The sequence below is a fragment of the Paenibacillus rigui genome (assembly GCF_002234615.1).
Classification (GTDB): domain Bacteria; phylum Bacillota; class Bacilli; order Paenibacillales; family NBRC-103111; genus Paenibacillus_S; species Paenibacillus_S rigui.
In genome coordinates this window covers 1-21,696 of sequence record NZ_NMQW01000023.1, presented here as the reverse complement: position 1 = coordinate 21,696, position 21,696 = coordinate 1, and the positions used below count along the sequence as shown (strand labels likewise).

The window sequence follows — 21,696 nt, the reverse complement described above, 5'->3', positions numbered from 1 at the left end:
AGTGATACTAATTTAGCAGAATTCAATCCGGGAAGAAAGGGCTTTCGCGTTGGGAGGGCAAAGTCAATGCTTTCGACAACGGTGATCTGATATAATACAGGTTATGGAAAAGTAAAGGAGAGAGGTCGAATGAACAGAAAGGTAGAACAAGCCTTGGAATCGACATTACAGCAGTGGCAAGCCATGTCGAAAGCGGATGGCGACGACGCGGAATCGACGGCGGACGCCTTCCAGACATCCTTTTACCGATTTATCGACGCCTTGCGAGAGTGGGTCAATGCATTGCCGCAGCGGCCGGAGTCGCTTGAAGCTTTGCTCGAGCTTCCCCTCATCGAGGGCATTGTGGATCAGCTCCCAGGGCCGTTGTATTTGAACTTCGAGACCGAGGCGGAGCTGATCCTTGAACATATCATAAGAACGGATGACGACAAGTACGATTGATCCATGTGAAGTCTGAGAGATAAGGTGGCGGTCTGTGCAGGTGATAAAGGCCACAAATAATCGGAGGGGAATGTAGGATGAGAAAACCTTTATCGAAGCCTATCGAAGCTGAGCGACCGCGTTCAATGGTTGGTTTTATCGCCAAGTATAAACTTTCACATCCGATAGCTTATAAAATGGATTGTAGTAGAAGAAAGGCCATGCTGATCATCCTTGTCATGCTCATTTTATTACTCAATGTGTTTGCAAGCTTCCGTTGGAGCTACCTCAATATCGATTCTGGAGAAAACATGCGATACAAAATAGATCATTGGACCAATAAACAGTGGGTTGAATTTTATCCGGCTCTTGCTCTTGTGAGTGCACCTATAGAATTTCCGTTAATTAATGCGATAAAGTTCGATTCCTACAACCAATTAGAAGCGCACGTAAAGAAGCATGCCGTTACTGGTGTTTTGGTAAACGAATGGATTGAAAGAACGAGATTGACCTATTTGTACTATGGATTAAACTCATTTTTCATGTTTAATATATTCTTTTTAATAATAATGATTGTGAAATCAAGAAAAGGTCACTCGAAAAAGAGTGTTTAAGAGCAAAGGCAAGTACAAGTCATTTGCTTACGCTATAGGTAAAACGAGAGCTACCCTACCCCAAGCACATCCGTCACCAGCGATAAAACGAGAAGCCCCGTCATCACGATTCCCGAGGTCAAAGCCCAAGTCTTCGCGCGGCTCCGACGGTGCCCGTCTGCGGACCCGGCTCGTTGAAGTACGTTACGGAAATAAAATATTGCGCCTAAAGCAATAAGCGCCACTTCCAATCCGATGCTGACAACCGGATATTTCCAAAGCTCAAAGCCGAGCAGTGGCCACTGCCCCAGGTTACCCGGAAGCAGCGGCAGATCGCTGCGGTGCACAAGCAAATCCAGCAGCCAATGGCTGAATACGACGGCGCCGATCACGCTGCCGATTCGTTTGCCCTGCCAGCGGCTTGCAATCCAGCCTGCGACAGCAGCAAGCACAAGGGCTCCAAGCAGGGAATGAGTATAATCCGCATGAATGACCGCCTCCCCATACCCGTCACCAGCTACAGGCTCTATCGTCTCAATCCCCGACAAATACAGCGGAACAAACACGACATCCAGCAGCTGGGTGCTCAGCATGAGCGCCCACAGCGGCACCTCCGGCCGCTTCGCTTTGACGATGGCTGCAAGCCCGAAATGTCCAGCAAACATTTACTTCCCCTCCCTTCTGGAATAAGCTCCAGCCTGGGTATCCAGCCAACCGCAGCCTGCCGTGAATAAAAGCATAAACAGAATAAAATTCATCGTTTTCACGCTCCTCGAATTGAATTATAACCAAAGGTTAGTTACCATTGGTTATAATATAACCGTTGGTTATATTCAGTGTCAATAGACTTTTTTAATAAAATTCGCCTTCGCGTACACATGGAGCTCGCTTCCGCAGTTTCCGCCAAAAAAACAGCGGCAGCGAGACTCTCTTGTGAGTCTACACTGCCGCTGTTTGCCCGCTGCCGTCAAAAAGGCAGGCAGCGTTCACTTTTTCTTCAGCCTCTGGGCCTGCTTGATGGCTGCCTCCACCTGCTTTTGCCCCTTTTCAATATCTTTGAACATCGTTTGAATGTCCTTGTTCTCCAGCATAAACTTGAAGGCTTCCTTCCACTTCATAGCGCGTCATCCTTTCCCGGTTCTTCCCTACAGCATATGGACGAACCGGGAGTTTGGCATCCGCATGTGCCCCTCATAGCAAGCCATTTCCCGAGGCAGGCCGGGCAAAACCCGACGTGGGCACAGCCAATTGAAGCTGTAAAACGAGATTCATGCACGCGCCTTGGCCCAAGCCAAGCCAGCCGGTTACAGCTTCACGGTCAGCTTGTTCCCTTTGACCTTGGCCCATTTGCCCACAGGCTTGACCGTATAACTCACGCCCGGCAGCAGCTTGCCGCCCTTTTGCAGCTCAAAGGTCCCCACAGGTCCCTTACGCGACAAAACTTTGTACTGTGCCGTCAGCACTGCTCCATCCGGAGCGGTAAGCTGCAGGCTCCGCGAGGCGAACAGCTCGTCCTTCGGATCCTTGTCCAGTGTAACCTCAAGGGTCGAGTCATTAACGGCCTTAACAGATTTAATATGCAGCGGCTTCGTCTTGGCGGCGGTAAAAGCAGGCGATTGAATCGTGGCCCAATCGGAGCTGACGGTATAGTTGACGCCCGGCTTCAGCTCCTGACCTTCCGGCAGCCGGTATTTCGGTGCCTGTCTGCCGTCGGTTGCCTGGGTGTAGGGAACATAAGTCGCTTGGATCGGCTGTCCCTTCTCCGGCGTCAGCGTCAACGTACTGTCGCGAAGCGAAGAAATAATTTGATAGGTCTTCCCTTGATATTGATTTTGTTCATCCAAAGCAAACGCCAAAGCCCCCTGTCTTTCGATGTCGGCCTGTACGATGTTCGCATAGTCCGTCACCCCGTCCTCGAGGCTGGATTCCACCTCGAACGTATCATAGGAAACCTGCCGCGCACTGCGCAGCGGCAGCTTGTTGCCATTGCCGGTAAACGAAACCGGCGGTTGCTCCTTATATTTGAGCGTGTAGGCGGCACCTGGCGTCTGCACTGTCGTCGGAACGATGTACGTTGCCGTTGCTCCCGTTTTCAGCTGCGGAATATTGCGGATCGCCAGTCCCTGATCGAAGACGAAGTTCGCTTTCGCTCGATCCAGCTGCACGTCCTCGGCCGGAAGCGGAGCGGAGAAGGTCACCTGCAGCGTGATGGGGTTCAACGCTTCAAGCTTCGTAACGGAAAGCCCGCTCCCCGTCGATTCTGAGCTCGCCTGAACGCCTGCCGGTGCCAGATTCCCCGTTAACATCATAAAACAAAGAACACCGATCACCATCAACTTGTACACTCGCACGTTTTTCATGAATCACAATTCTCCTTTGCTTTATCTGCTTACATTAATAGTTTTTCGTTTGAAGCTGGTCCAAGCTTTTAAATTCATACCCTTTCGCCCTGGCGCCGGCAATGATTTTGCCGAGCGCGTCCGCATTGTCCTTGGACACGGAATGCAGCAGGATGACCGCCCCGGGATGAAGCTGGCTCATTACGCTATCGTAAGCGAAGCCCGCTCCCCTCTGAACCTTCGTATCCCAATCCCGGTAAGCAACCGACCAAAAGACGCTCGTGTAGCCCAACTGCTTGCTCTCCGATAAAATGCGCTCGTTAAATATTCCTCTCGGCGGGCGCAAATAATGCATTTCCTTCTGATTCGTCAGCGTACTGACCTCGACCTTGACCTTATCCAGCTCCTCTTTCAAGCGGGCATTCGAAATCTGGCTCATATCCGGATGGCTCCAGGAATGGTTGCCCACCAAATGGCCTTCATCGACCATCCGTTTCACCAATTCCGGCTCTTCCTTCACATAATGCCCCGTAATGAAAAAAATGGCCGGAACCTTCGCTTCCTTCAATACATCCAGGATTTTACCGGTATATCCGTTCTCATAACCGTTATCGAAGGTCAAATACAATTCTTTCTTGGTCACATCCCCGAGAAAGATTGCATCATTTTTTTGAAGCATGGCCTTGAAGCCTTCCTCATCAATATTGGCCAGCTTCTCGTTTTTGCTTTTTTTGAACCCGAAATGATAAGGATTCTGCGCATCGGAGGCCTGCAACGGGACAGGCATCCACAAGGCTAACAAGAGAAGCAGCGCAAGGCAAGCAGCCCCACGTTTCATGAAGGTTCCCCCTTGGTCTCAAGATGTCAAATCAGGGATAATATACCCTATTCTCCGTCGGTTATGTCTTGAGCGGGTTGAAGAGTAAAATTAGATTGCTTCCGGCTAAGGCTGCTGTAGTATACTATGGGATGAAACTTATATTTCTATATGAAAAAAATTTTCTTCAAACGAGGAGTCTCAATAGAATGAACAGACCTTTGCCTTCCGGAGGCCTAGCCCAGCTGCGGTCCTCTTACCCCGGCTTGTCCCCCAAGCTTCAGGGCATTGCCGACCACATTTTGCAAAACCCCCAGGATGTCGTCCATTTGTCGATCAGCGAGCTGGCTGAGGTGACGCACTGCGCGGAAGCGACGATTTTCCGGTTGTGCCGGCAGCTTGGCTATAAAGGGTATCAGGATCTCAAAATCGCGCTGGCCAGTGAGCTGGTCAAGCAGCCGATGCAAAATATTCACGAGGAAGTGCAGCCGGGAGATGAAATGCTGACCGTGGCGCAAAAGGTGTTTAACGCCAATCTGCTCGGCATAACCGATACGCTGCAGGTGTTGGATGAAGGGTCGCTGACCGAGGCCGTCCGTTTGCTGAATGCGGCGAAAAAGGTGCTGTTCTATGCCGTGGGCGGTTCCGCTCCCATCGCTGACGATGCCTACCACAAATTCATCCGGGCCGGATTGAACTGCATTTCCCAGACGGACACGCACCTGCAGGTGATGACCGCAGCACTGCTCGACAGCGAATGTGTCGTTGTCGGCATTTCCCACTCCGGCAGCAATAAGGATATGCTGCAGGCGTTCGAGATCGCCAAATCCAACGGGGCCCGAACGATTGCTATCACAAGCTATAACAAATCCCCTCTCGCCCAATTGGCGGACGTCAAGCTGTACACCTCGACCCGGGAAACCTCCTTCCGTACGGAAGCCATCTCGGCCCGGATTGCCCAGCTGTGCATCATGGATGCACTCTATGTCGGATTATCGCTGCTTCGTCCGGCGGAAACGCTGGACAATCTGCAAAAAATACGGGAGGTCATTTCCGATAAACGGATTTAACCGGCAGAAGCCTGCCTACTTTGATATTAAGACCGTCGGGACTCTTTTGTAATTCGTGCCCGGCGTATTTTTTTGCAGTAAAATAAAAATAATTTTCATTAATTGTATTGTTTATGAAAAAATATTCTTTTATAATAGAGACAGAAATCATTTCCTAATCACTTTCGCCGGGTGAAAAGCTTGGAATATTTTCTGGCATTCATTTGCAACCTAAACGGGACTACATACCTGTAGCAAACGAGCCGAAATACAGCTGCAGCTTAATCACCGCGGGGAGTGAACATCATGTTAATAGGGATCGTTGTTGCCGCCATTGTGGTATTGTTACTGCTCATTACATGGGCCAAGCTCAATCCGTTCGTTGCTCTCATCATTACGGCCATCGGCACAGGTCTTGCAGCAGGCATGCCGCTTGCCAAAATCATTACCGCCGTGAAGGACGGGATGGGTGGTACGCTCGGGTTTCTCGCCATCGTTCTCGGACTCGGAACCATGCTGGGCAAAATGATGGCCGAATCCGGCGGCGCTGAACGCATCGCGAAGACGCTTATTAACGCCTTCGGGGAAAAGCAGGTTCATTGGGCGATGATGCTTGTCGGCTTTATTGTGGGCATTCCGGTGTTTTTCCAGGTCGGCTTTGTCCTGATGATCCCGCTCATTTTTACGATCGGCCGCGCTACCGGGCTGTCGCTTGTGCAGATCGGCATTCCGTTGATTGCGGGTCTTTCCGTTGTTCACGGCTTGGTGCCGCCGCACCCTGCCGCCATGGCGGCCGTTGGCATTTTCAAGGCTGACGTCGGGAAAACCATCCTGTATTCCTTGATCGTCGGATTTCCGACAGCGATCATTGCAGGCCCGTTATATGGCAAATTCGTCGGCAGCAAAATATTCAAAAGCGTCCCTAAAGAACTAGGCGACCAGCTGTTAAACAGCGACGAGAACCGTATTTTGCCGGGCTTCGGCATTACGATCTTCACGATTCTGCTCCCTGTCCTCCTGATGATGGCCGCTTCCTGGTCCACCGTCAATCTGGCGCCGGGAACCGCCCGCACTTCGTTTGAATTTATCGGAGACCCCGTCGTTTCCTTGCTGGTCTCCACACTGTTTTCCTTCTTCAGCCTGGGGTTTTTCCGCGGTATGAACCGTGAAACGATTCTGAAGCTGACGAATGATTGTTTGGCGCCGACCGCCTCCATTTTGCTCGTCATCGGCGCGGGCGGTGCTTTCAACAAGGTGCTGCTGGAGTCCGGCATCGGCAAGGCGATTGCGGACTGGGCCTCCACCTCCGCCATCTCGCCGCTTGTGCTGGGCTGGCTGATTGCCGCGCTGATCCGCGTGGCGACGGGCTCAGCTACCGTATCGATGATGACGGCGGCAGGCATCGTCGCACCTATTGCAGCCGCGATGCCCGGCGTCTCGCCCGAGCTGATGGCCCTGTCCACGGGTGCAGGCTCGCTTATTTTATCGCACCTGAACGATTCGGGCTTCTGGATGTTCAAGGAATATTTCAACATGTCGATTAAGGAAACGCTGTTGACATGGACGCTAATGGAGACGATTATTTCGGTCGTCGCTTTGCTGCTTATCCTGCTTCTTAACACGTTTATTTGATTAATTATTAGGATCATTATTTTTTTAGGAGCTGAATGACTATGAAACTAGGGTTGATCGGACTCGGTAAAATGGGCTACAACCTGGCTGAAAATATTTTGGAGCACGGGCATTCCGTCGTCGCGTTCGACGTGAATCCCGAACCGGCTCAGGCTTTGGCCGCACAAGGAGCCGTCCCGGCATCTTCCATCGAAGAGCTTGTACGGAAGCTGGATGCTCCACGCATCGTATGGGTTATGGTCCCCGCAGGCCAGATCGTAGACTCGGTGATCGATAGTTTAACGACTTTGCTGCAGCCGGGCGATATCGTGATCGAAGGGGGCAACTCCCACTACAAGGAATCCATTGCCCGTTCGGCCAAGCTGCAGGAGTCAGGCATCCACTTATTGGACGTCGGCACCTCCGGGGGGACGGAAGGAGCGCGCGAGGGAGGATGCTTCATGATCGGCGGCAGCCGCACGGTATTCGATCAGCTCGAGCCGCTGTTCAAGGACATCTCCGTGGACAAAGGTTATTTGTATGCTGGAGAAGCGGGCAGCGGGCATTTTCTCAAAATGGTGCATAACGGCATTGAATACGGGATGATGCAGTCCATTGCCGAAGGCTTTGAGGTGCTGAGCAAGAGTCACTACAACTTTAACTACGAGGAGGTTGCGCGGGTATGGGCGAACGGATCGGTCATCCGCAGCTGGCTGATGGACCTGACGGAGCGGGCCTTCTCGAAGGATCCGAAGCTCGATTCGATTCAGGGTGTGATGCAATCGTCCGGCGAAGGCCGGTGGACAGTGGAGACGGCGTTGGATCTGCAAGCTTCCGCCCCCGTCATCGCCATGTCCTTGTTCATGCGGTACCGTTCGCTCGATTCGGACACATTCCACGGCAAAGTTGTCGCAGCGCTCCGCAATGAGTTTGGCGGTCATGCCGTCGTTGCTAACAAATAAGCGTTCATCAAAATGAACCGGAATTATCATCATAAATGCCGTGAAAACGGCTTTGCGCTGTTCCGCCAGGGAAACCTGCAGGGAGCAGCGGTTTTTTATCGACAATCAAATCCGCTATTGAAATCGGGATCAGCTTTCCTTATAATTAGATGATAATGATTCTCATTATTGTTTTATTCTAAAATAACGATAATTATCTGCTCATATCATAAACGAATACACAACTTACTTAGAGGAGTGGCGTCATTGGAGAGGCTGTACACACAGGAACTGGATATTGCTTACGGGGAGCGATCCATTGTCAATCAATTGAATATCCGTATACCTTCGGGCAAAATTACCGCACTGGTAGGAGCTAACGGCTCCGGCAAATCCACGATTCTGAAAGCGATGGCACGGATTATGAAGCCCAAGAGCGGGAGCGTTTTTCTCGACGGCAAGTCCATTCATCAGCAGTCCACCAAGGAAGTGGCCAAGCAGCTGGCCATCCTTCCGCAAAATCCGACCGCCCCGGAAGGCTTGACGGTATCCGAGCTGGTGGCTTATGGCAGGTTCCCCCATCAGAAAGGATTCGGCTCCTTAACCAAAGAGGATAAAGCCGTTATTAGCGAGGCTATGGAAATGACCGGCGTGATGGAGTTCCATGATCGCCCGGTCGATCAGCTGTCCGGCGGTCAGCGGCAGCGAGCCTGGATCGCGATGGCGCTTGCGCAGGGAACGGACATCTTGTTCCTGGATGAGCCGACCACCTTCCTCGACATGGCGCATCAGCTCGAAGTATTGCAGCTGCTGCAAAAGCTGAACGAGGAGCAGCAGCGTACGATCGTCATGGTCGTTCATGACCTGAACCATGCCTCCCGCTATGCCCAGCACATGGTTGCGATTCAGCGAGGCCGGGTCGTAAGCAGCGGTTCGCCTGCTGAGGTGATGACCCAACAAATCTTGGGTGAGGTGTTTGGCATCGAGGCCGACATTATCCCCGATCCCAGAACCGGCGTACCGTTGTGCCTGCCTTTCGGGCTAAACCGCGCGAGCAGCCGGAGTACAGCTCCTGCTAACGGCGGCGCAGCTTCGGCGGATGCCTTGGAGCCGCAAAAGCCTCTTGCTGCGGTAAGATAGGCTGCAGGTTTTCGTGTCCAAACCTATGCTTTCCTGGCTATGTGGTAAATGAAGGCCCGTGCCGCTCTTCCGCAAAGAGCTGCCGGGCCTTTTGGTCATTCCTTTTTCCACTTGTTCACGAAAAATTCCACGATACTTGAAAAGAGAATCGTCAAGGACAATACCCCTAGCGCATAAGGAATCACCAGTGGAACGACCCTCAAATCGGAAATATGAATCCAATGCAGGAACAAAGGATACATCAACAACAGAACAAAGAAGACGATAAGCTTCATCTATGAAATACTCCTTACACACAGGAATAGGCCCCTTCACAGCTCGGCTTGCCAATAGCAGACTCGCCATAGCTTGTACTGCATACTTCCCTTAACTCGTCAAAGGTTCCCCTTCATAGTATCACGCTGCCCCCCGGAGCCTCAACTTTTATGCCTCCCACCACTCCATATTAAAATTGGCAGACAACACGCCCACAAACCGACAAAGCGGCACTGACCGTCATTGTAATCGTCTGGTTGGGGGGAACAACGATGCTCCCGGAATAATCGTTCGCGCAAAGGGGCCCGGGCTTAACGGAAAGACAGCACTGTACCTCCCGTAGGGGACACTGTGGAAGATGGCACGGTCATCGCGTTTGTGTTCGTACTTACAAAATTCGAAATTTACCGCAACCGAATATTCTCCTGACGTCACCGGCAGGGAAAAAAGTTCGTCGGCGTTCCGCCAAGCGTACTGTTATTTTGCTCTTGGTCGTCACGACACGGGTTACCGCGCTGGCAAAATTCAAGTTGAACGGGGCGGGCCTTGTCCCGCCCCTAATCGTTCCACTGGAATATATATTTAGCGTAGCCGCGACGGTGGAGCTGCCCAGTACCTGGGAGACGTATACCGTTTTGCCGCTTCCCGACGGGGTTGTGATTTGCAAAAGCAGGCTTTGTCCTGATGTCGAAGAGATGCTGCACGTAGGCAGCATAAATAAAGCGTTCGATTTGGCCGCATCGCTTTCGGGAGAAGCTTCCACCCCCGGCGTGATGTACGTGTTGGTCATCTGCGTATATAGCGGTAATTTTTTCTGTTAATGACGAATTGATTGGTCATGTCTCTGGATGCCGGGACAAGATAGGCTGGGCTTGTACTCGGTTAAGATAGACTTGTTAGGCACAATCGTACGCAAACATTGGCACGCAGACGCATACAATGTAGCAATAACCTATGTTTACATAATATACGGGAGGCCAAACATGAAATATTTGGTATTCAATCCTACCGTACGAAGCGAATTTCCTTACCCCGCCTTCCTGGACCGATTGCCCCAGCCTGAAGCAGTAATACAGATGGAAGCAGCAGCACTTCCCGGCCTGAAAGACTGGAATGCAGAGGAATACACAGCCATTGTCGCCTCTCCCTTTTGGATTACAACCGTGCTTTCTTTTCGTCCGAAGAAGATCATTTGCTGGATGGAGCCGTGTCCCAAGGGAGTCGCCGCTGGCTTATGGAATAAGTATTACGGATTATTGGCTGCAAGCTCCCAGCTGGTGGTCACCCCCTCCGAAAGAATCTACATGGAGCAATGCCTGCAGCGGGATGCCGTATTCTGGATCGAGACTGCCCCTGCCGTTACCCAGGAAGAGCAGGCTCATCACATGGAGCAGGAGCAAATCCTTGACCAGGCACTGGCCGCATTCAGTTGCGGAGAACCGTTGGAGCTTTGGGTAACCAAGCAATGGGAGGCCCGTGAGCGCTACTATACAGGCTTACACGCCGTATTAGGACCGCATGAAACCATCAGCTACTTATTAGCCTCCTATCAATATTTCCTCGGACGCCCGGAAGCCCGCGACACTTTGACCGTCTCCTTCGAGCAAATGCTGCTCCAGGACTTTCACGACTGCTTGCATTCCCATGTAAGGTTCTTCTCGGCAATGGAGGCGCGATTCGGCTCGTTGGAAAAGGCGGTGCGCCAATTTGAAATTACGGCTTTCTCCGCCGAGGACCGAGCCCTTACCGCCAAGCTGTACCAATGGCTGCAGCAGGGCTGGCCGGAGCTCGTGAAGGCGGAGCTGTACCGGGTGAACGAAGATTACCGCTCTGCGATTCAACTGTTGGAGCGCATGCCGGAAGAGGGTCAGGCTCCACTGCTGAAGCTGCAAAATTATATTCATGTGTTCCGCTGGGAAGAAGCGCTCACCTTCATCGATCGGTCGCTACTCCCCTTGGGATATCCTGCGGCCGAACCGATTCTAAGAGGCACGCTTCACTTGATTCACAACCGGCGCCGGATGGCGATCACGGATTTTTTGCGCGAATCCATGAAAGACTGGCATGCGCTATCCCATCTGGACGACATGGCTGCTTTCGAGCAGGCTTCCCTGGCTATCCTGACCGGAGAGGAGAAGGTGGAATGAACACTGCACCCCTGCGTAAAACATCCGGCAACAAGCTGACGGCCATCATGCAGGTCCATAACGAAGCAAACCGATACCTGGAGCTGGTGCTGCGCGAGCTAAGCGAGTTTGTCGATGAAATTGTCATCGTTGACGACGCCAGCACGGACGATACGGCAAAGCTGTGCCGGTCGTTCGCCAAGGTCAAGAGCCTGGTGACCCTTCATCAGTCCCGCTTCCATCAAGAGTGGGAGCTGCGCCAATTTTTATGGGAGCTGGCCGTCCTGACCGAGCCGGACTGGATTTTGTCCGTCGACGCCGATGAATTATACGATGCCAAGGCGAAGGCACATATGCGAGAGCTCATAAATCAGGACCGGTACGATTGGGTCGGCTTCCGGTTTTATGATTTCTGGGGGGGAACGACCCACTACCGGGAGGATGAGCATTGGTGTATTCATCACAGGCACACACGGTCACTGGTCCGTTATATGCGGGAGCTTCCTTGCTTTTATCCGAGAATGGCACAGCATGTCCCAAGGCTTCCTTTGTCCTACGCCGCCCTGCCCGGTTTTCTCGCCGAGCTGAGAGTGAAGCATTACGGCTGGGCCGTCTCCAAGGAAGAAAGGCATCATAAATATTTGCGTTACATGGAGCGTGATCCGGAAGGCAAATGGGGCAGTCTCGACCAGTACCGCTCGATCCTAGATGAGAACCCCCATCTTGTAGAGTGGAAAGAGGAGCCCCTATGAAGGATATCGGAATATTGACCCACAGCTTCCTGGACGCCTATAACGGCAACATTCATAAAGTGTACGGCGGCGGGCTGGAGCGGTACTTGTATGATTTGGCCGATTGCGTTGCCGGAATGGGCTGCAAGCCGACAATTCACCAGCTGTCGTTCTGCGGAGCCTTCCATACGGAAGTGGACGGCATCGAGGTCATCGGCTACGACTGCCCCCGTCCGGAAGATACGGTGAGCGTCTTTAATCGCATGACCTCCCAAGCGAAGGGCCGTCTTATTTATGCCAGCTTCATTTGGCAGCCGATTGATTACAAGGAAGGCAGTCTCGGCATTTGCCATGGGATTAATTGGGATCATCATGCCGCCTCTATAGAACATAAGCAGGAAACAGCCCGTACGGTACAAAGGGCGCTGCAGCGGCTATCCCGCATCGTTACGGTCGATTCACATTTCTTGTCGTTTTGCCGGTCCGCCTGCTCGTACGCTGACCCTGATCAAATCGTGCTGCTCCCGAACGCCGTCGATACCGATTATTTCTCGCCCATGCAGTTTTGGCACAAGCCAACCTCGGATGCCGTTCACATTTTGTACCCGCGCCGGATCAGCATCGAACGGGGGATTGTCCCGATGATGCTCGTTGCCGATCGGCTGCTGGAGGCTTTTCCCCAGGTGCAGATGCATTTTGCCGGTGAGGTCATTGACAATAGCCTGATCACGAAGGTATTCCGCCTGTGGCTCCGGGACCATCCCAATCGAGACCGGATTGCACACCTGGCCTATTCGTTCGAAGAGATGGCAGAGGCATACCGGCAGGCCGACATTGCGGTCATTCCGACCATTTTCTCGGAGGGTACCTCTTATTCGTGTCTGGAGGCGCAAAGCTGCGGTCTTCCGGTCGTTGCCGGTAATGTCGGGGGGTTGAACGATTTGATTATCGACGGCTTTAACGGACGGCTCGTCACTCCGACGGAGGAACAGTTATTTCAAGCTATCGCCGAGTTAGTGGAGCAGCGGGATACGCGTCATTATTTGGGCGCTAACGCCCGGGCCACAGCACGTGCTTTTGATCTGCACATTTGGAAGCGCCGATGGCGCAGCCTTCTTAGCGAGTATGTTGGAACGGAATCCGGTCAAACCGATCCCCCGGAAGTGAGGAGGAAGCAGCGTGGAACCGTTACACCCGCAGCAAGCGATCAGTAAGGAGCAAGAGGAAGCGCAGAAGCAGGTTTGGGACCGCTTATGGTCCGCCCCCATTTCCTATGCATGGGACAGGTTGAGCGAAATTGTGCTTCAAGGTTTGAAGGAGGCGGTAGATGGAGATTTCCAGGGCAAGCGTATTCTGGAGGCCGGGTCCGGCACCGGCAAAATATCATTGCGCCTCGCCCTGGAAGGGGCTCAGGTTACTTTGGTGGATTACTCCAAACAGGCACTGGAGCAATCCCGCTTCGCTTTCCGGCACAAAAACGTTGAAACCGCTGGGGCATGGGTACTGGCGGATATCCGTGAAATACCTTTGGAAGACGACACCTATGATATGTGCTGGAATGCCGGTGTGCTGGAGCATTTCGGTCTGGAGGAAAAGGTTCGCATTCTCAAAGAGATGTGCCGGTTAACCAGGCCCGGCGGGAAGCTCATCGTCCTGGTTCCTTACTCCCTGTGCTTGCCCTATCGTCTTGGAAAAGGGTATGCCGAAGCCGCCGGGAGCTGGCCCTACGGCACGGAAGTTCCCGTCGCCTCGCTTCAGGAGGAATTTCGCCTGGCCGGGCTTGAGGTGGAGCTGGAGACAAATATCGGATTCGTCCAGAGCCTGGACTTCCTCGACTTCATCCCTGGCTCCCAGATGCTAAAGCAATGGGCCGTCCAATGGTATGATGCGTTGGACGCGGAGGAGAAAGCGCGTCTTTTCCCGGGTTATTTGCTGCTGACCGCTGGCAGGGTGAAGCCCCCTGTCTCCGTTTAATCGGCAGGCTTTGCTTTCTTGAGCCACAGCCGGATCATATGATCTGCCGCAAGCCGGGCCCGTGCGGTCCAGCTTTCTTGGCGTGCGACCGCTTGGCGCAGCTGTATCTTCTCCGGTGTACGGTCGGACACGAGCGCTTCGTCCATGTGCCGAAGAAACTGTGCCGGAGACCTGCCGATCCGCACTCCCACCTCGATAAAGGCAGCGACCTCGGGAAGATCCGTACTAATAATCGGGAGTCCTGCCGCCAAATATTCGTACAGCTTCACCGGATTGGCCGCTTCCGTCACCTTGCGGACTTGAAAAGGCACGATCGCCGCATCCAGCTGCCGGGCAAAGGCAGGCAGTGCCTCGTAATCCCGGTTGCCGAGCCAATGTACATTCGGCAGCGGTCCCAGCAGCTCGGGTCCCCTGCATGAGATTTGGCCGATAAAAACAAATTGGTACTGCGGCCTCTCCTTCGCCAAATAACGAATCAAGTCGTAGTCCAGCCAGGAGGCGACGGCGCCCCAGAACCCGATCACCGGCGCGGTATTCCGGCAGAGATTGCGGGCTTCCTGCTCATAAGGAAGCAAAGGAAAGGCTGCCTTATCAGTCGTTTGGACGAAATGCTCCGCATCGGCCGCATTTCGGAGCAGCAGCACCTCCGGGTGCTTCGGCCTGGCTCCTTCATAAATAATATCAGAGGAGCACAGCACCAGATCGGCTGCATCCAGCTTGCGCTGCTCCCATACGGCAAACGGCGCGAACTCCTCCTCGCAGACGTCGGCCAGGTCGCTGACCACCATACGGATATTGTATTTATGCAGCTCCTCTGCATAAGGACCGTGCGTCAGCCACATGATGTACGGCTGTTCTTTGTTCAAAGCCGATACATCCTGGCAAACCGCCAGATGATCGTTCAAAATAACAAAGGGACGCTCCGGGTCCTGCGTGACATTGCAATAAATGACGTTGAAGCCAAGCAGGCTCAGCTGGGTTAACAACTGCTGCGGACGTTGCCGGTGCACTTGATAATCAAAGCAGGGCAGATACAAAATTGGCGGCATCGTTATCTGTTTTACGGGCATGGACATGGCATGATGAACCTCCACTCTATTTTAAAATAGCCTGGACGCGCGGACCAGCAACAGAGGTTCCAGGCTTCCTGCGCCCAGCTGCGGAATGAAGCGGCGGGCTTCATGCCGCCAAGCATAGGCGAGCCCCGCTCGCACAGCGGGATTCCGCTGATGGCGCAGCAGCGCCTCCTTCAGCCAGCGCTCCCCGGCCCCGCCCTCTGCAGCGAGCGAGGAGTACAACAGCGCCTCTGCGGCTTCGTCTTCATTGGATTGTACTCCCCGCGAGCGAAAACCATGACACCAACGCTCCCTGAAGGAAGCCGGAGCGGAGATCAGCCCGCACCAGAGCGACGGAGGCAGCCGGGTCCAGCGGATGTTCAGGCGAACGATACCGCTTTCCGCGCATTCCCCTCCGTCAACATCTACTGCGCCGTTCCACAGGCGATCAAGGACATGCCAAGCGCCCAGCTGGATCGTGAGCTGAGCAGCCAGGCTGATGGCCTCTTCGCCCAAGCCTCTCTCATCCGCTTGTTCCTCACCCAGGCTGCCGCCAACCACATGCCGGCTGCTTCTATCCACTGCTTTGTCGTCGGACCCCATCAAGCAAGTTACCGTCCGCAAGTACCGGTGGATCGCCCCCAGCGGTGACCCGGTTTGTTCCAACGCGTTAAACCAATAATCCGCCGCGTCAAGATCGTTCAGCTCCCACGACGCGGCCCACAGGTACGAAATCGCCCTCGTATACCCGGGAAGGTATTGGCGAGAGAAGCTTTGCCACAACCGTATGGCCTCGCTATGCTCCCCGCCCGACCAATGCAGCAGGGCAAACGGAAGACGCAGATCCGGCGCAGGCCTCATTCGCGCAAGGGAAGAGAGGAGCGTTGGGACCTCCGCCAGGGCCCGTGCATTGGACAAGGCCGGTAGCAGCAGCGCCGCATGCTCCGAGGTCAGGCTCCCCTCCGGCAGCCGGGCGACAACGGCTGCCATCCGCTGCAGCTGGCAGTGCAGCAGGCATAGCGGCACCGCCACGTGCCAAGCGGGCATATAGTCAGGGCGAAACTCTATCGCCTGCAAATAATGCTCCAGCGCGTCGTCAAACCGGAGCAACCGCTCACAAAGCTGTCCCGCCGAGACGTGGGTTCGATACGTACCGCTGCCCGAGAAGGAACTGTATTTTGCCGAGACATCCCCGGCACGGAGAGCCGACAGTAGCGCCTCATACGCCGGCTGGTTCTCCCCGGCGCCCATCAGCATCAAGGAATGGACCTCCAGCAAATCCGTGAAGTCAGGGTACAGGGCCAGCCCCTGCTCAGTCACACTGCGCATCGCATCGGTTTGACCGGATCTGTACAAGGCATACGCCGCTTTCAAGTACATATCGGAGACGAAGCCTCTGTCTGCCGGGACCTCCGCAAGCAGAGGCACTAGCTGCTCCGCCGCTTCGGTGTAGCGCTCCGCTTGAAAACATTCCGTTCCCAGAGCATATCGAAGCTGCAAATCATCAGGCTTCTCCGCCAGCGCCCGCTCGATTAGAGCCAGATTGCGCTGGTTTTTCTGTTTGCGTTCAATTTCCTGCGACCGGTACCCGTAATGGCGAATCCGCAAAGTCACAAAAGGAATTGGCCCCCCGGATATTGCTGCAACGCTTTCCGCCGCCTCCTCATGGAGGGTGCCCCGAAACCGGATACGCGGGTCATTGCGGAACAGCCGGCAGACGGCGTCCGTCACATATTCCTGCTCGGAGGTCCCCGTGCCGACCATGCTTTCCAGCTGAAGAAAATAACCGTAAGCCTTCGGATCGCCGATCAGACCTTCTACTTCGTGAGGGCACCAGTGAACGGCTTCCTCATCGGCATCCAGCACCAGGATCCAGGAGCAAGTTGCGAGTTCCAATACGGCATTTCTCGCCTTGGCGAAATCGTCTTCCCAGGGAACGCGGACCAGCGTTGCGCCGTATTTTTGTGCAATATCCACTGTACGATCCTGTGATCCCGTATCTCCAATGATGATCTCCGATACCAGAGCGCAGACAGATCGAAGACAACGCTCCAGATGAAGCTCTTCGTCCTTCACAATCATGCACAAAGTTACGTCGAGCGCAGACATTGCTCTTCCCCTCCCTCAGTTCCATCTCCCCGGAGGCAAACCAAGTCTGGCCTTGCGATACACCGAGAAGCACAGATTTGCCACATCAATCGTCCCCAGTCTCGCCTCGGCCAATGCAATCAACGTCCGGCTCTTGCGATAGGCAGCTTCCGCCGCAGCCATTGGATTGGCGGCCACATTCGCTTCCCCATGACCTGCTTTCAGCCAAGCCGTTAACAGCTTGTAAGCAAGCGCTCTCCGCTCACTGAAGTAGGCGGCCCTGATACGGAACTCCATTTCGACAGTTGTGTCCATTTCATCCGTATCATTCGCTCCATCCACGTCCATGTCTATGGAACTGCCGGCCTCCTTAAGAGTTACTGCCGGGTCCCGAGCTGCATCCAGAAGCTCCCGAAGCCGACTTAGCAAGCGGCGGTGTTCCACCGCCACTGCGTCTCCTTCGGCCAGTCCAACAGCCTTCTCACGCTCGAGCAGCCGCTTCGCCTCCTCTACTCTGCCGGACCAGGCCAGGCAAGTAATAGCAGCCTCCAGCTTAAAGACACTCCATCCGCCGACCGCCGCCCATTCCGCTGCCTGATCCGTTACCTCCCACTCCGGCAGTAATGCCAGCACCGCCTGCCAGCAGCCCTCCTCCATTAACAGCCGGATGACCTTTCCCCATGCCTCCGGCGTGCGCATCCGAAATTTTTCCGTAATCAGCTGTGGAATTTCACTCTCGCTTCCCGCACTTGCCAGCAGGCGAAAAATACGCTGCAGCGGCGTTGTCATCTGCGCGTTATGCTTCACAGCTTCCGCATACCAATGAATGGCGGCAGCCGCCTCATCCGTATCTTCGAGCAGCCGGCCCAGCGCATAGCAGGTCGTATAGGTCCCAATACCCGCTTCCGTATGATAGTGCCCCGGAGCAGCCCCCATCCGTGCTGCGCGCGTCAGCGTATCCTGAGCCTGCCGCTTGTGACCGGTAGTGAATTGGATCACACCGAGCAGATGAACCAGGTCCGTATAGTCCCCGTACAACTCGATTGCCTGGCTGCACACCGCAGCGGCTTCTTCATACCGTTGAAGCGCCAGAAGACAGCGCGCCTCGTATTTGACCAGCAGATGCCTGTAGCTCGTCTCCGGCATACACCGCTCCAGCGCCTCCCGCAGATGTTCCAAAGCCGACGGATAATCCTGCATCCTCATATATTCCACCGCCATGTTGTAGTGGTGAAACGGATCATTCGGCTCCTGACACAGCGCTTCTTGCAGCAAAGCAACGTTTCTGGCGATTTTGTCCTTCCGGACGACCTGCTGCTCGCTGTATCCGTAATGATGAATCGTCACGTTCAAAATATGAAATTGTGCCTCTGGCTTGGCCATGAGAATCGTTTGGGCGATTTGCTCATGAATTTTCCCTTTAAACCGATACTCGGGGCGGTTGCGGAACATCCGGAGAATGGGATTGATTGTCGCCGTCCGGGAATGCTTCCGTTCCCCTTGATGGTTGTGCACCTGAAGGAAAAATCCCTCATACTCCAAATGCTCCGCAGCGTTCCGCAGCTCCTGCACATGCTGCTCTTCCAGCTCCTCATCGGCATCCAGAAATAAAATCCACGTTCCCTTCGCCTGGAGAAGCCCAATATTTCGCGCAAAGGCAAAATCCCCGGTCCACTCCACCGAACAGATTGTAGCACCGAACTGCTCTGCAATCTGCTTTGTCCCGTCTGTCGATCCGGTGTCGACAAGGATGATCTCCTCCACCGCAGATCGGACGCTGTTCAGACAGTGTGGAAGCATCTCAGCTTCATTTTTTACGATCATGCAGAGCGATATCTTCGGCTTCGTCATGAGCGATCCTCCTTTGCCCGACCCATTCGGTATGCCAGCCTGTTCGGTTCAACCAACGGATGCTCGATTGAATGTGCTCGATATCCTCATGAAAGGCGTCCGTACCAGGTACATCCGCCAGCACCTCAAGCAGGCTTTGCTCCGCAAGACGCAGGTAGCATACCGCAGCGCCAGTGTTGGAGGAATGGAACGCCTTGTTCTCATGGACGACATGCTCAAACAGCTCCGCTGCCTGCAAATAGTGTCCTTTGTCGAATAATACTTCGGCCAGCAAATGAAGTCCTTCGTCATCCAGACGCTGCTCGGCCAGCAGACGAAGAAAGTAATCCGCCGCTTGGAGCTTATAGCCCTGCAGATACAACGCTTTGGACAGCTCCAGCTCATGTCCGTGTGAAGGACAAGCAGCAGACAGCTTCTGTGCCAGCTCCCAAAGGTCCAGCCCAACGGCACGGAGAATTATCGCTTGAACTACAGGCTTGTATGCAGGGTCCGGGACCGGTATCTCTGGAACAGAGGGAGCAGTCGAAACATGGGATATGTCGTGCAAGGCCCGATCGAGCGATTCATATAGTGGACGGAGCTGCTGTGGCATCAGAGTCAGCAAATTCGGCTGAAGCTTTTCTCCCCTCTGCCATTGACATATCAACAAAAGCTGAAACCAGCTGCCGAGGTCGCCGCCCTCCCCTTGCTCGCGAACGTACGAAAGCAACAGGCGCTCCGCGTCCTGAACCCGATCCAAACGAATCAAAGCGGTGCTGTAGAGGCCAAGGATAACCGGATCAAGCAGCATTTCCTCTGGTACGCCGTTCACCAGATGTTCGTAAGCCCCAATGAACTCCAGCGCAGTTAATACCGGAGCTAGGTGGTATGGAGATCCGGGGGCAGCCTTTTCCAGCAAAAAAGCGGCGATGTCCTCGTTCGGGACCTCCAGCTCATGAAATGCCAAGGCGATGCCTTGAAGGGCCGGAGCATAGGTTTGGTGATGCAAAAAAGCCTTATGATACAGGCGCGCCGCTTCCTCCCGCCGATCGAGCTTTCTCGCCAGCTCTCCCATGCAGCAATACGACCTATAGCTATGGATACCGGGCTCCGTCACATATTCGTCTCCGTTACCGCACGTCGTCGCTTCCTGATAAGCTTCATATGCCCGCTCCCATAGCCCCTGCTTCTGCAAACAGTTCCCCAGCACATAATGCAGGTCGGCGTACTTCGGATACTGCTCCAGCTCCCGGATAAGAAACAGCTCGGTTTGCTTTACCTCGCCCATTTCAAGCATAATTTTGCTTAGATCCTTCACCAGAGTGGGGCGATAGGAAACACCTTGGGGCACGCTGCCCAGCGCTCGAACCATCCAATCCTTGGCTTCCTGCAACCGTCCCGACTGGCAGCAGGTAATGCCCAGGTTGTATAAGTAGAACGGGTCATCCGGCTGTTCATCCAGCGCTTTGACAAGCAGAGACTCGTTGCGTCCGATTTTATTTTTACGCTGTAGAATGTCATGCATATAGCCGTAATGTCGGATCGTTACCGCGCAGTCCTTAATGGAACCCGCACCGTGCAAGCGAACGATCGAATGACCGATCTGCTCGTGAATTCTCCCCTCGAACCGAAACCCTTTGTTGCTGCGGAACAGCCGAATCGACCGATGGAGAAGGCGATCCTCTACACCGGGGCCAAGCACGTTTTCGATCAATAAAGTAAATGCCTGGATTTCTGTAGAAGCAGTGCGGAGCAGCTCCTTTAAGCTGCCCATGCCTTCGCTAAGATGCTCGTCGGCGTCCAGATAGCACACCCAATCGGTTGAAGCATGGCGCAGCGCCTCGTTCCTTGGCTGGGAGAAATCATCCTCCCACGGCAAGTGGAATACCCGAGCACCGTACGATTTTGCAATTCGAACCGAGCCATCACAAGAGCCGGTGTCGACGACGATGATTTCATCTGCGCCCTTGACACTTTCCAAGCATGAACCTAGCCAATCCGACTCATCCTTCACAATGATATGAATGCCCAAGGTACCTATCATCCGCCTCTTCCTCCTTGCATGTCGCACATGTTGAACAAAAAAAGCACATGGAAGCCCATGCGCTCTCTTGGGTTACGTTATTATATTATCCGCTAAGTCATTAGGTTCCCTGTGCATTCATGATGACGTTAATAGAGGAGGTTTGACCGGCATTCGTGGAACGGTAGGCCAAGCGGGTATATTTCAGGAATCGCGCCGGAACGAGAACATCGATTGACCCTGCAGAAATCGGATTGTTGCCCGCCGTGTCGACATAATAGTTTGTTCCATCTGCACTAATCTCAATCTGTGTACTAACTTGGTTGGCCCCGGTGTTAAAGACGAAGAATGACAATGGCCCCAACACACTTGTTGTCACAGGCGGCAGTGCAGTAAGCACATCACTGGTTGCGATGCCAAGTGTAGGTTGCTCTACAAAGCTTTTTTGCGAGATGGAGGTGACACTGCTGAGCGTTCCCGCCGTGATCGTCGCTCCTAGCACGCTTGTAATCGTTCCATCCAGGATGTTCGTCACCGTACCGGCTGACGTTAGCGTCCCTGCCGTGATCGTTGCTCCCAGCACATTTGTGATCGTTCCATCCAGGATATTCGTCACCGTGCCAGCTGACGTCAGCGTCCCCGCCGTGATTGTTGCTCCCAGCACATTTGTGATCGTTCCATCCAGTATGTTCGTCACCGTGCCG

Annotated in this window: 21 protein-coding genes; 11 read left to right on the top strand and 10 right to left on the bottom strand. The window is 53.9% G+C overall.

Features of this window, described 5'->3' with window-relative positions; translation table 11 throughout:
* Positions 1-129: 129 nt before the first annotated feature.
* Together CF651_RS15830 and CF651_RS15825 are read left to right on the top strand one after the other, a co-directional pair.
* A complete protein-coding gene (locus tag CF651_RS15830; protein WP_094015843.1) occupies positions 130-441 on the top strand; it encodes a hypothetical protein in 312 nt (103 codons plus the stop codon).
* A gap of 77 nt (positions 442-518) precedes the next feature.
* Complete coding sequence (locus tag CF651_RS15825) at positions 519-1,034, top strand: hypothetical protein (protein ID WP_094015842.1); 516 nt, start codon at positions 519-521, stop codon at positions 1,032-1,034.
* Between the two features lie 50 nt (positions 1,035-1,084).
* On the opposite strand, the gene CF651_RS15820 is transcribed toward CF651_RS15825, so the two are convergent.
* The 4 genes from CF651_RS15820 to pdaA all read right to left on the bottom strand — a co-directional run bounded on the left by CF651_RS15820 (position 1,085) and on the right by pdaA (position 4,190).
* The gene (locus CF651_RS15820) at positions 1,085-1,678 is read right to left on the bottom strand and encodes a metal-dependent hydrolase (RefSeq protein ID WP_094015841.1); all 594 of its coding nucleotides are present in this window, start codon (positions 1,676-1,678) and stop codon (positions 1,085-1,087) included.
* A 321-nt stretch (positions 1,679-1,999) separates the two neighbouring features.
* Positions 2,000-2,131, bottom strand: a complete 132-nt coding sequence (locus CF651_RS33170; RefSeq protein WP_281254480.1) for a hypothetical protein — start codon at positions 2,129-2,131, stop codon at positions 2,000-2,002.
* A 186-nt stretch (positions 2,132-2,317) separates the two neighbouring features.
* Positions 2,318-3,373, bottom strand: coding sequence for a hypothetical protein (locus CF651_RS15815; RefSeq protein ID WP_094015840.1), 1,056 nt, complete (start codon positions 3,371-3,373; stop codon positions 2,318-2,320).
* Positions 3,374-3,407: 34 nt separating this feature from the next.
* A complete protein-coding gene (gene pdaA / locus CF651_RS15810) occupies positions 3,408-4,190 on the bottom strand; it encodes a delta-lactam-biosynthetic de-N-acetylase (protein ID WP_094015839.1) in 783 nt (260 codons plus the stop codon).
* Between the two features lie 188 nt (positions 4,191-4,378).
* Between pdaA and CF651_RS15805 the strand changes: the two genes are divergently transcribed.
* From CF651_RS15805 to CF651_RS15790, 4 genes are all read left to right on the top strand, one after another.
* Positions 4,379-5,239, top strand: a complete 861-nt coding sequence (locus CF651_RS15805) for a MurR/RpiR family transcriptional regulator (protein WP_094015838.1) — start codon at positions 4,379-4,381, stop codon at positions 5,237-5,239.
* 285 nt (positions 5,240-5,524) lie between these two features.
* Positions 5,525-6,850 (top strand): GntP family permease, encoded by a 1,326-nt coding sequence (locus tag CF651_RS15800; protein WP_094015837.1) that lies wholly within the window; start codon positions 5,525-5,527, stop codon positions 6,848-6,850.
* A gap of 41 nt (positions 6,851-6,891) precedes the next feature.
* Positions 6,892-7,791 (top strand): phosphogluconate dehydrogenase (NAD(+)-dependent, decarboxylating), encoded by a 900-nt coding sequence (gnd, locus tag CF651_RS15795; RefSeq protein WP_094015836.1) that lies wholly within the window; start codon positions 6,892-6,894, stop codon positions 7,789-7,791.
* A gap of 246 nt (positions 7,792-8,037) precedes the next feature.
* A complete protein-coding gene (locus tag CF651_RS15790) occupies positions 8,038-8,910 on the top strand; it encodes an ABC transporter ATP-binding protein (RefSeq protein ID WP_094015835.1) in 873 nt (290 codons plus the stop codon).
* 95 nt (positions 8,911-9,005) lie between these two features.
* Here CF651_RS15790 and CF651_RS15785 read toward each other — a convergent pair whose 3' ends face one another.
* Positions 9,006-9,185: a hypothetical protein gene (locus tag CF651_RS15785; RefSeq protein WP_094015834.1), complete on the bottom strand. Its 180-nt coding sequence runs from the start codon at positions 9,183-9,185 to the stop codon at positions 9,006-9,008.
* A gap of 462 nt (positions 9,186-9,647) precedes the next feature.
* On the opposite strand from CF651_RS15785, the gene CF651_RS15780 reads away from it, so the two are divergent.
* From CF651_RS15780 to CF651_RS15760, 5 genes are all read left to right on the top strand, one after another.
* Entirely contained in the window at positions 9,648-9,986 is a 339-nt protein-coding gene (locus tag CF651_RS15780; RefSeq protein ID WP_094015833.1) for a hypothetical protein, read from the top strand.
* Positions 9,987-10,148: 162 nt separating this feature from the next.
* Positions 10,149-11,312 carry a hypothetical protein gene (locus tag CF651_RS15775; RefSeq protein WP_094015832.1) on the top strand — a complete coding sequence of 388 codons (1,164 nt, stop codon included), beginning with the start codon at positions 10,149-10,151 and terminating at the stop codon, positions 11,310-11,312.
* Positions 11,309-12,043, top strand: a complete 735-nt coding sequence (locus CF651_RS15770; protein ID WP_094015831.1) for a glycosyltransferase — start codon at positions 11,309-11,311, stop codon at positions 12,041-12,043. Before CF651_RS15775 ends, CF651_RS15770 begins: the two co-directional genes overlap by 4 nt.
* On the top strand, positions 12,040-13,236 hold the full coding sequence (locus tag CF651_RS15765) for a glycosyltransferase family 4 protein (protein ID WP_094015830.1): 1,197 nt from the start codon (positions 12,040-12,042) through the stop codon (positions 13,234-13,236). The genes CF651_RS15770 and CF651_RS15765 overlap by 4 nt, the downstream gene beginning before the upstream one ends.
* Positions 13,202-13,996 (top strand): class I SAM-dependent methyltransferase, encoded by a 795-nt coding sequence (locus tag CF651_RS15760; RefSeq protein ID WP_245855946.1) that lies wholly within the window; start codon positions 13,202-13,204, stop codon positions 13,994-13,996. Before CF651_RS15765 ends, CF651_RS15760 begins: the two co-directional genes overlap by 35 nt.
* On the opposite strand, the gene CF651_RS15755 is transcribed toward CF651_RS15760, so the two are convergent.
* The 5 genes from CF651_RS15755 to CF651_RS15735 form a co-directional block, all read right to left on the bottom strand.
* A complete protein-coding gene (locus CF651_RS15755) occupies positions 13,993-15,072 on the bottom strand; it encodes a glycosyltransferase (RefSeq protein WP_094015829.1) in 1,080 nt (359 codons plus the stop codon). The genes CF651_RS15760 and CF651_RS15755 overlap by 4 nt on opposite strands.
* 24 nt (positions 15,073-15,096) lie before the next feature.
* On the bottom strand, positions 15,097-17,160 hold the full coding sequence (locus CF651_RS15750; protein ID WP_094015828.1) for a tetratricopeptide repeat protein: 2,064 nt from the start codon (positions 17,158-17,160) through the stop codon (positions 15,097-15,099).
* 15 nt (positions 17,161-17,175) lie between these two features.
* Complete coding sequence (locus CF651_RS15745) at positions 17,176-18,990, bottom strand: tetratricopeptide repeat-containing glycosyltransferase family 2 protein (protein ID WP_094015827.1); 1,815 nt, start codon at positions 18,988-18,990, stop codon at positions 17,176-17,178.
* Complete coding sequence (locus CF651_RS15740) at positions 18,947-21,013, bottom strand: tetratricopeptide repeat-containing glycosyltransferase family 2 protein (protein ID WP_094015826.1); 2,067 nt, start codon at positions 21,011-21,013, stop codon at positions 18,947-18,949. The genes CF651_RS15745 and CF651_RS15740 overlap by 44 nt, the downstream gene beginning before the upstream one ends.
* Positions 21,014-21,113: 100 nt before the next feature.
* Positions 21,114-21,696, bottom strand: a 583-nt coding sequence (locus tag CF651_RS15735) for a DUF6385 domain-containing protein (RefSeq protein ID WP_144029059.1), incomplete at its 5' end; no start/stop codon positions are given.

Bases quoted from the DNA above. Each gene is read 5' to 3' on its own strand.
- CF651_RS15800 (WP_094015837.1), top strand. From the start codon at position 5,525: ATGTTAATAGGGATCGTTGTTGCCGCCATTGTGGTATTGTTACTGCTC.
- pdaA (WP_094015839.1), bottom strand. From the start codon at position 4,190: ATGAAACGTGGGGCTGCTTGCCTTGCGCTGCTTCTCTTGTTAGCCTTG.
- CF651_RS15740 (WP_094015826.1), bottom strand. From the start codon at position 21,013: ATGATAGGTACCTTGGGCATTCATATCATTGTGAAGGATGAGTCGGAT.
- CF651_RS33170 (WP_281254480.1), bottom strand. From the start codon at position 2,131: ATGAAGTGGAAGGAAGCCTTCAAGTTTATGCTGGAGAACAAGGACATT.
- CF651_RS15820 (WP_094015841.1), bottom strand. From the start codon at position 1,678: ATGTTTGCTGGACATTTCGGGCTTGCAGCCATCGTCAAAGCGAAGCGG.
- CF651_RS15745 (WP_094015827.1), bottom strand. From the start codon at position 18,990: ATGACGAAGCCGAAGATATCGCTCTGCATGATCGTAAAAAATGAAGCT.
- CF651_RS15805 (WP_094015838.1), top strand. From the start codon at position 4,379: ATGAACAGACCTTTGCCTTCCGGAGGCCTAGCCCAGCTGCGGTCCTCT.
- CF651_RS15785 (WP_094015834.1), bottom strand. From the start codon at position 9,185: ATGAAGCTTATCGTCTTCTTTGTTCTGTTGTTGATGTATCCTTTGTTC.
- CF651_RS15770 (WP_094015831.1), top strand. From the start codon at position 11,309: ATGAACACTGCACCCCTGCGTAAAACATCCGGCAACAAGCTGACGGCC.
- CF651_RS15825 (WP_094015842.1), top strand. From the start codon at position 519: ATGAGAAAACCTTTATCGAAGCCTATCGAAGCTGAGCGACCGCGTTCA.
- CF651_RS15765 (WP_094015830.1), top strand. From the start codon at position 12,040: ATGAAGGATATCGGAATATTGACCCACAGCTTCCTGGACGCCTATAAC.
- CF651_RS15775 (WP_094015832.1), top strand. From the start codon at position 10,149: ATGAAATATTTGGTATTCAATCCTACCGTACGAAGCGAATTTCCTTAC.
- CF651_RS15830 (WP_094015843.1), top strand. From the start codon at position 130: ATGAACAGAAAGGTAGAACAAGCCTTGGAATCGACATTACAGCAGTGG.
- CF651_RS15750 (WP_094015828.1), bottom strand. From the start codon at position 17,160: ATGTCTGCGCTCGACGTAACTTTGTGCATGATTGTGAAGGACGAAGAG.
- gnd (WP_094015836.1), top strand. From the start codon at position 6,892: ATGAAACTAGGGTTGATCGGACTCGGTAAAATGGGCTACAACCTGGCT.
- CF651_RS15755 (WP_094015829.1), bottom strand. From the start codon at position 15,072: ATGTCCATGCCCGTAAAACAGATAACGATGCCGCCAATTTTGTATCTG.
- CF651_RS15815 (WP_094015840.1), bottom strand. From the start codon at position 3,373: ATGAAAAACGTGCGAGTGTACAAGTTGATGGTGATCGGTGTTCTTTGT.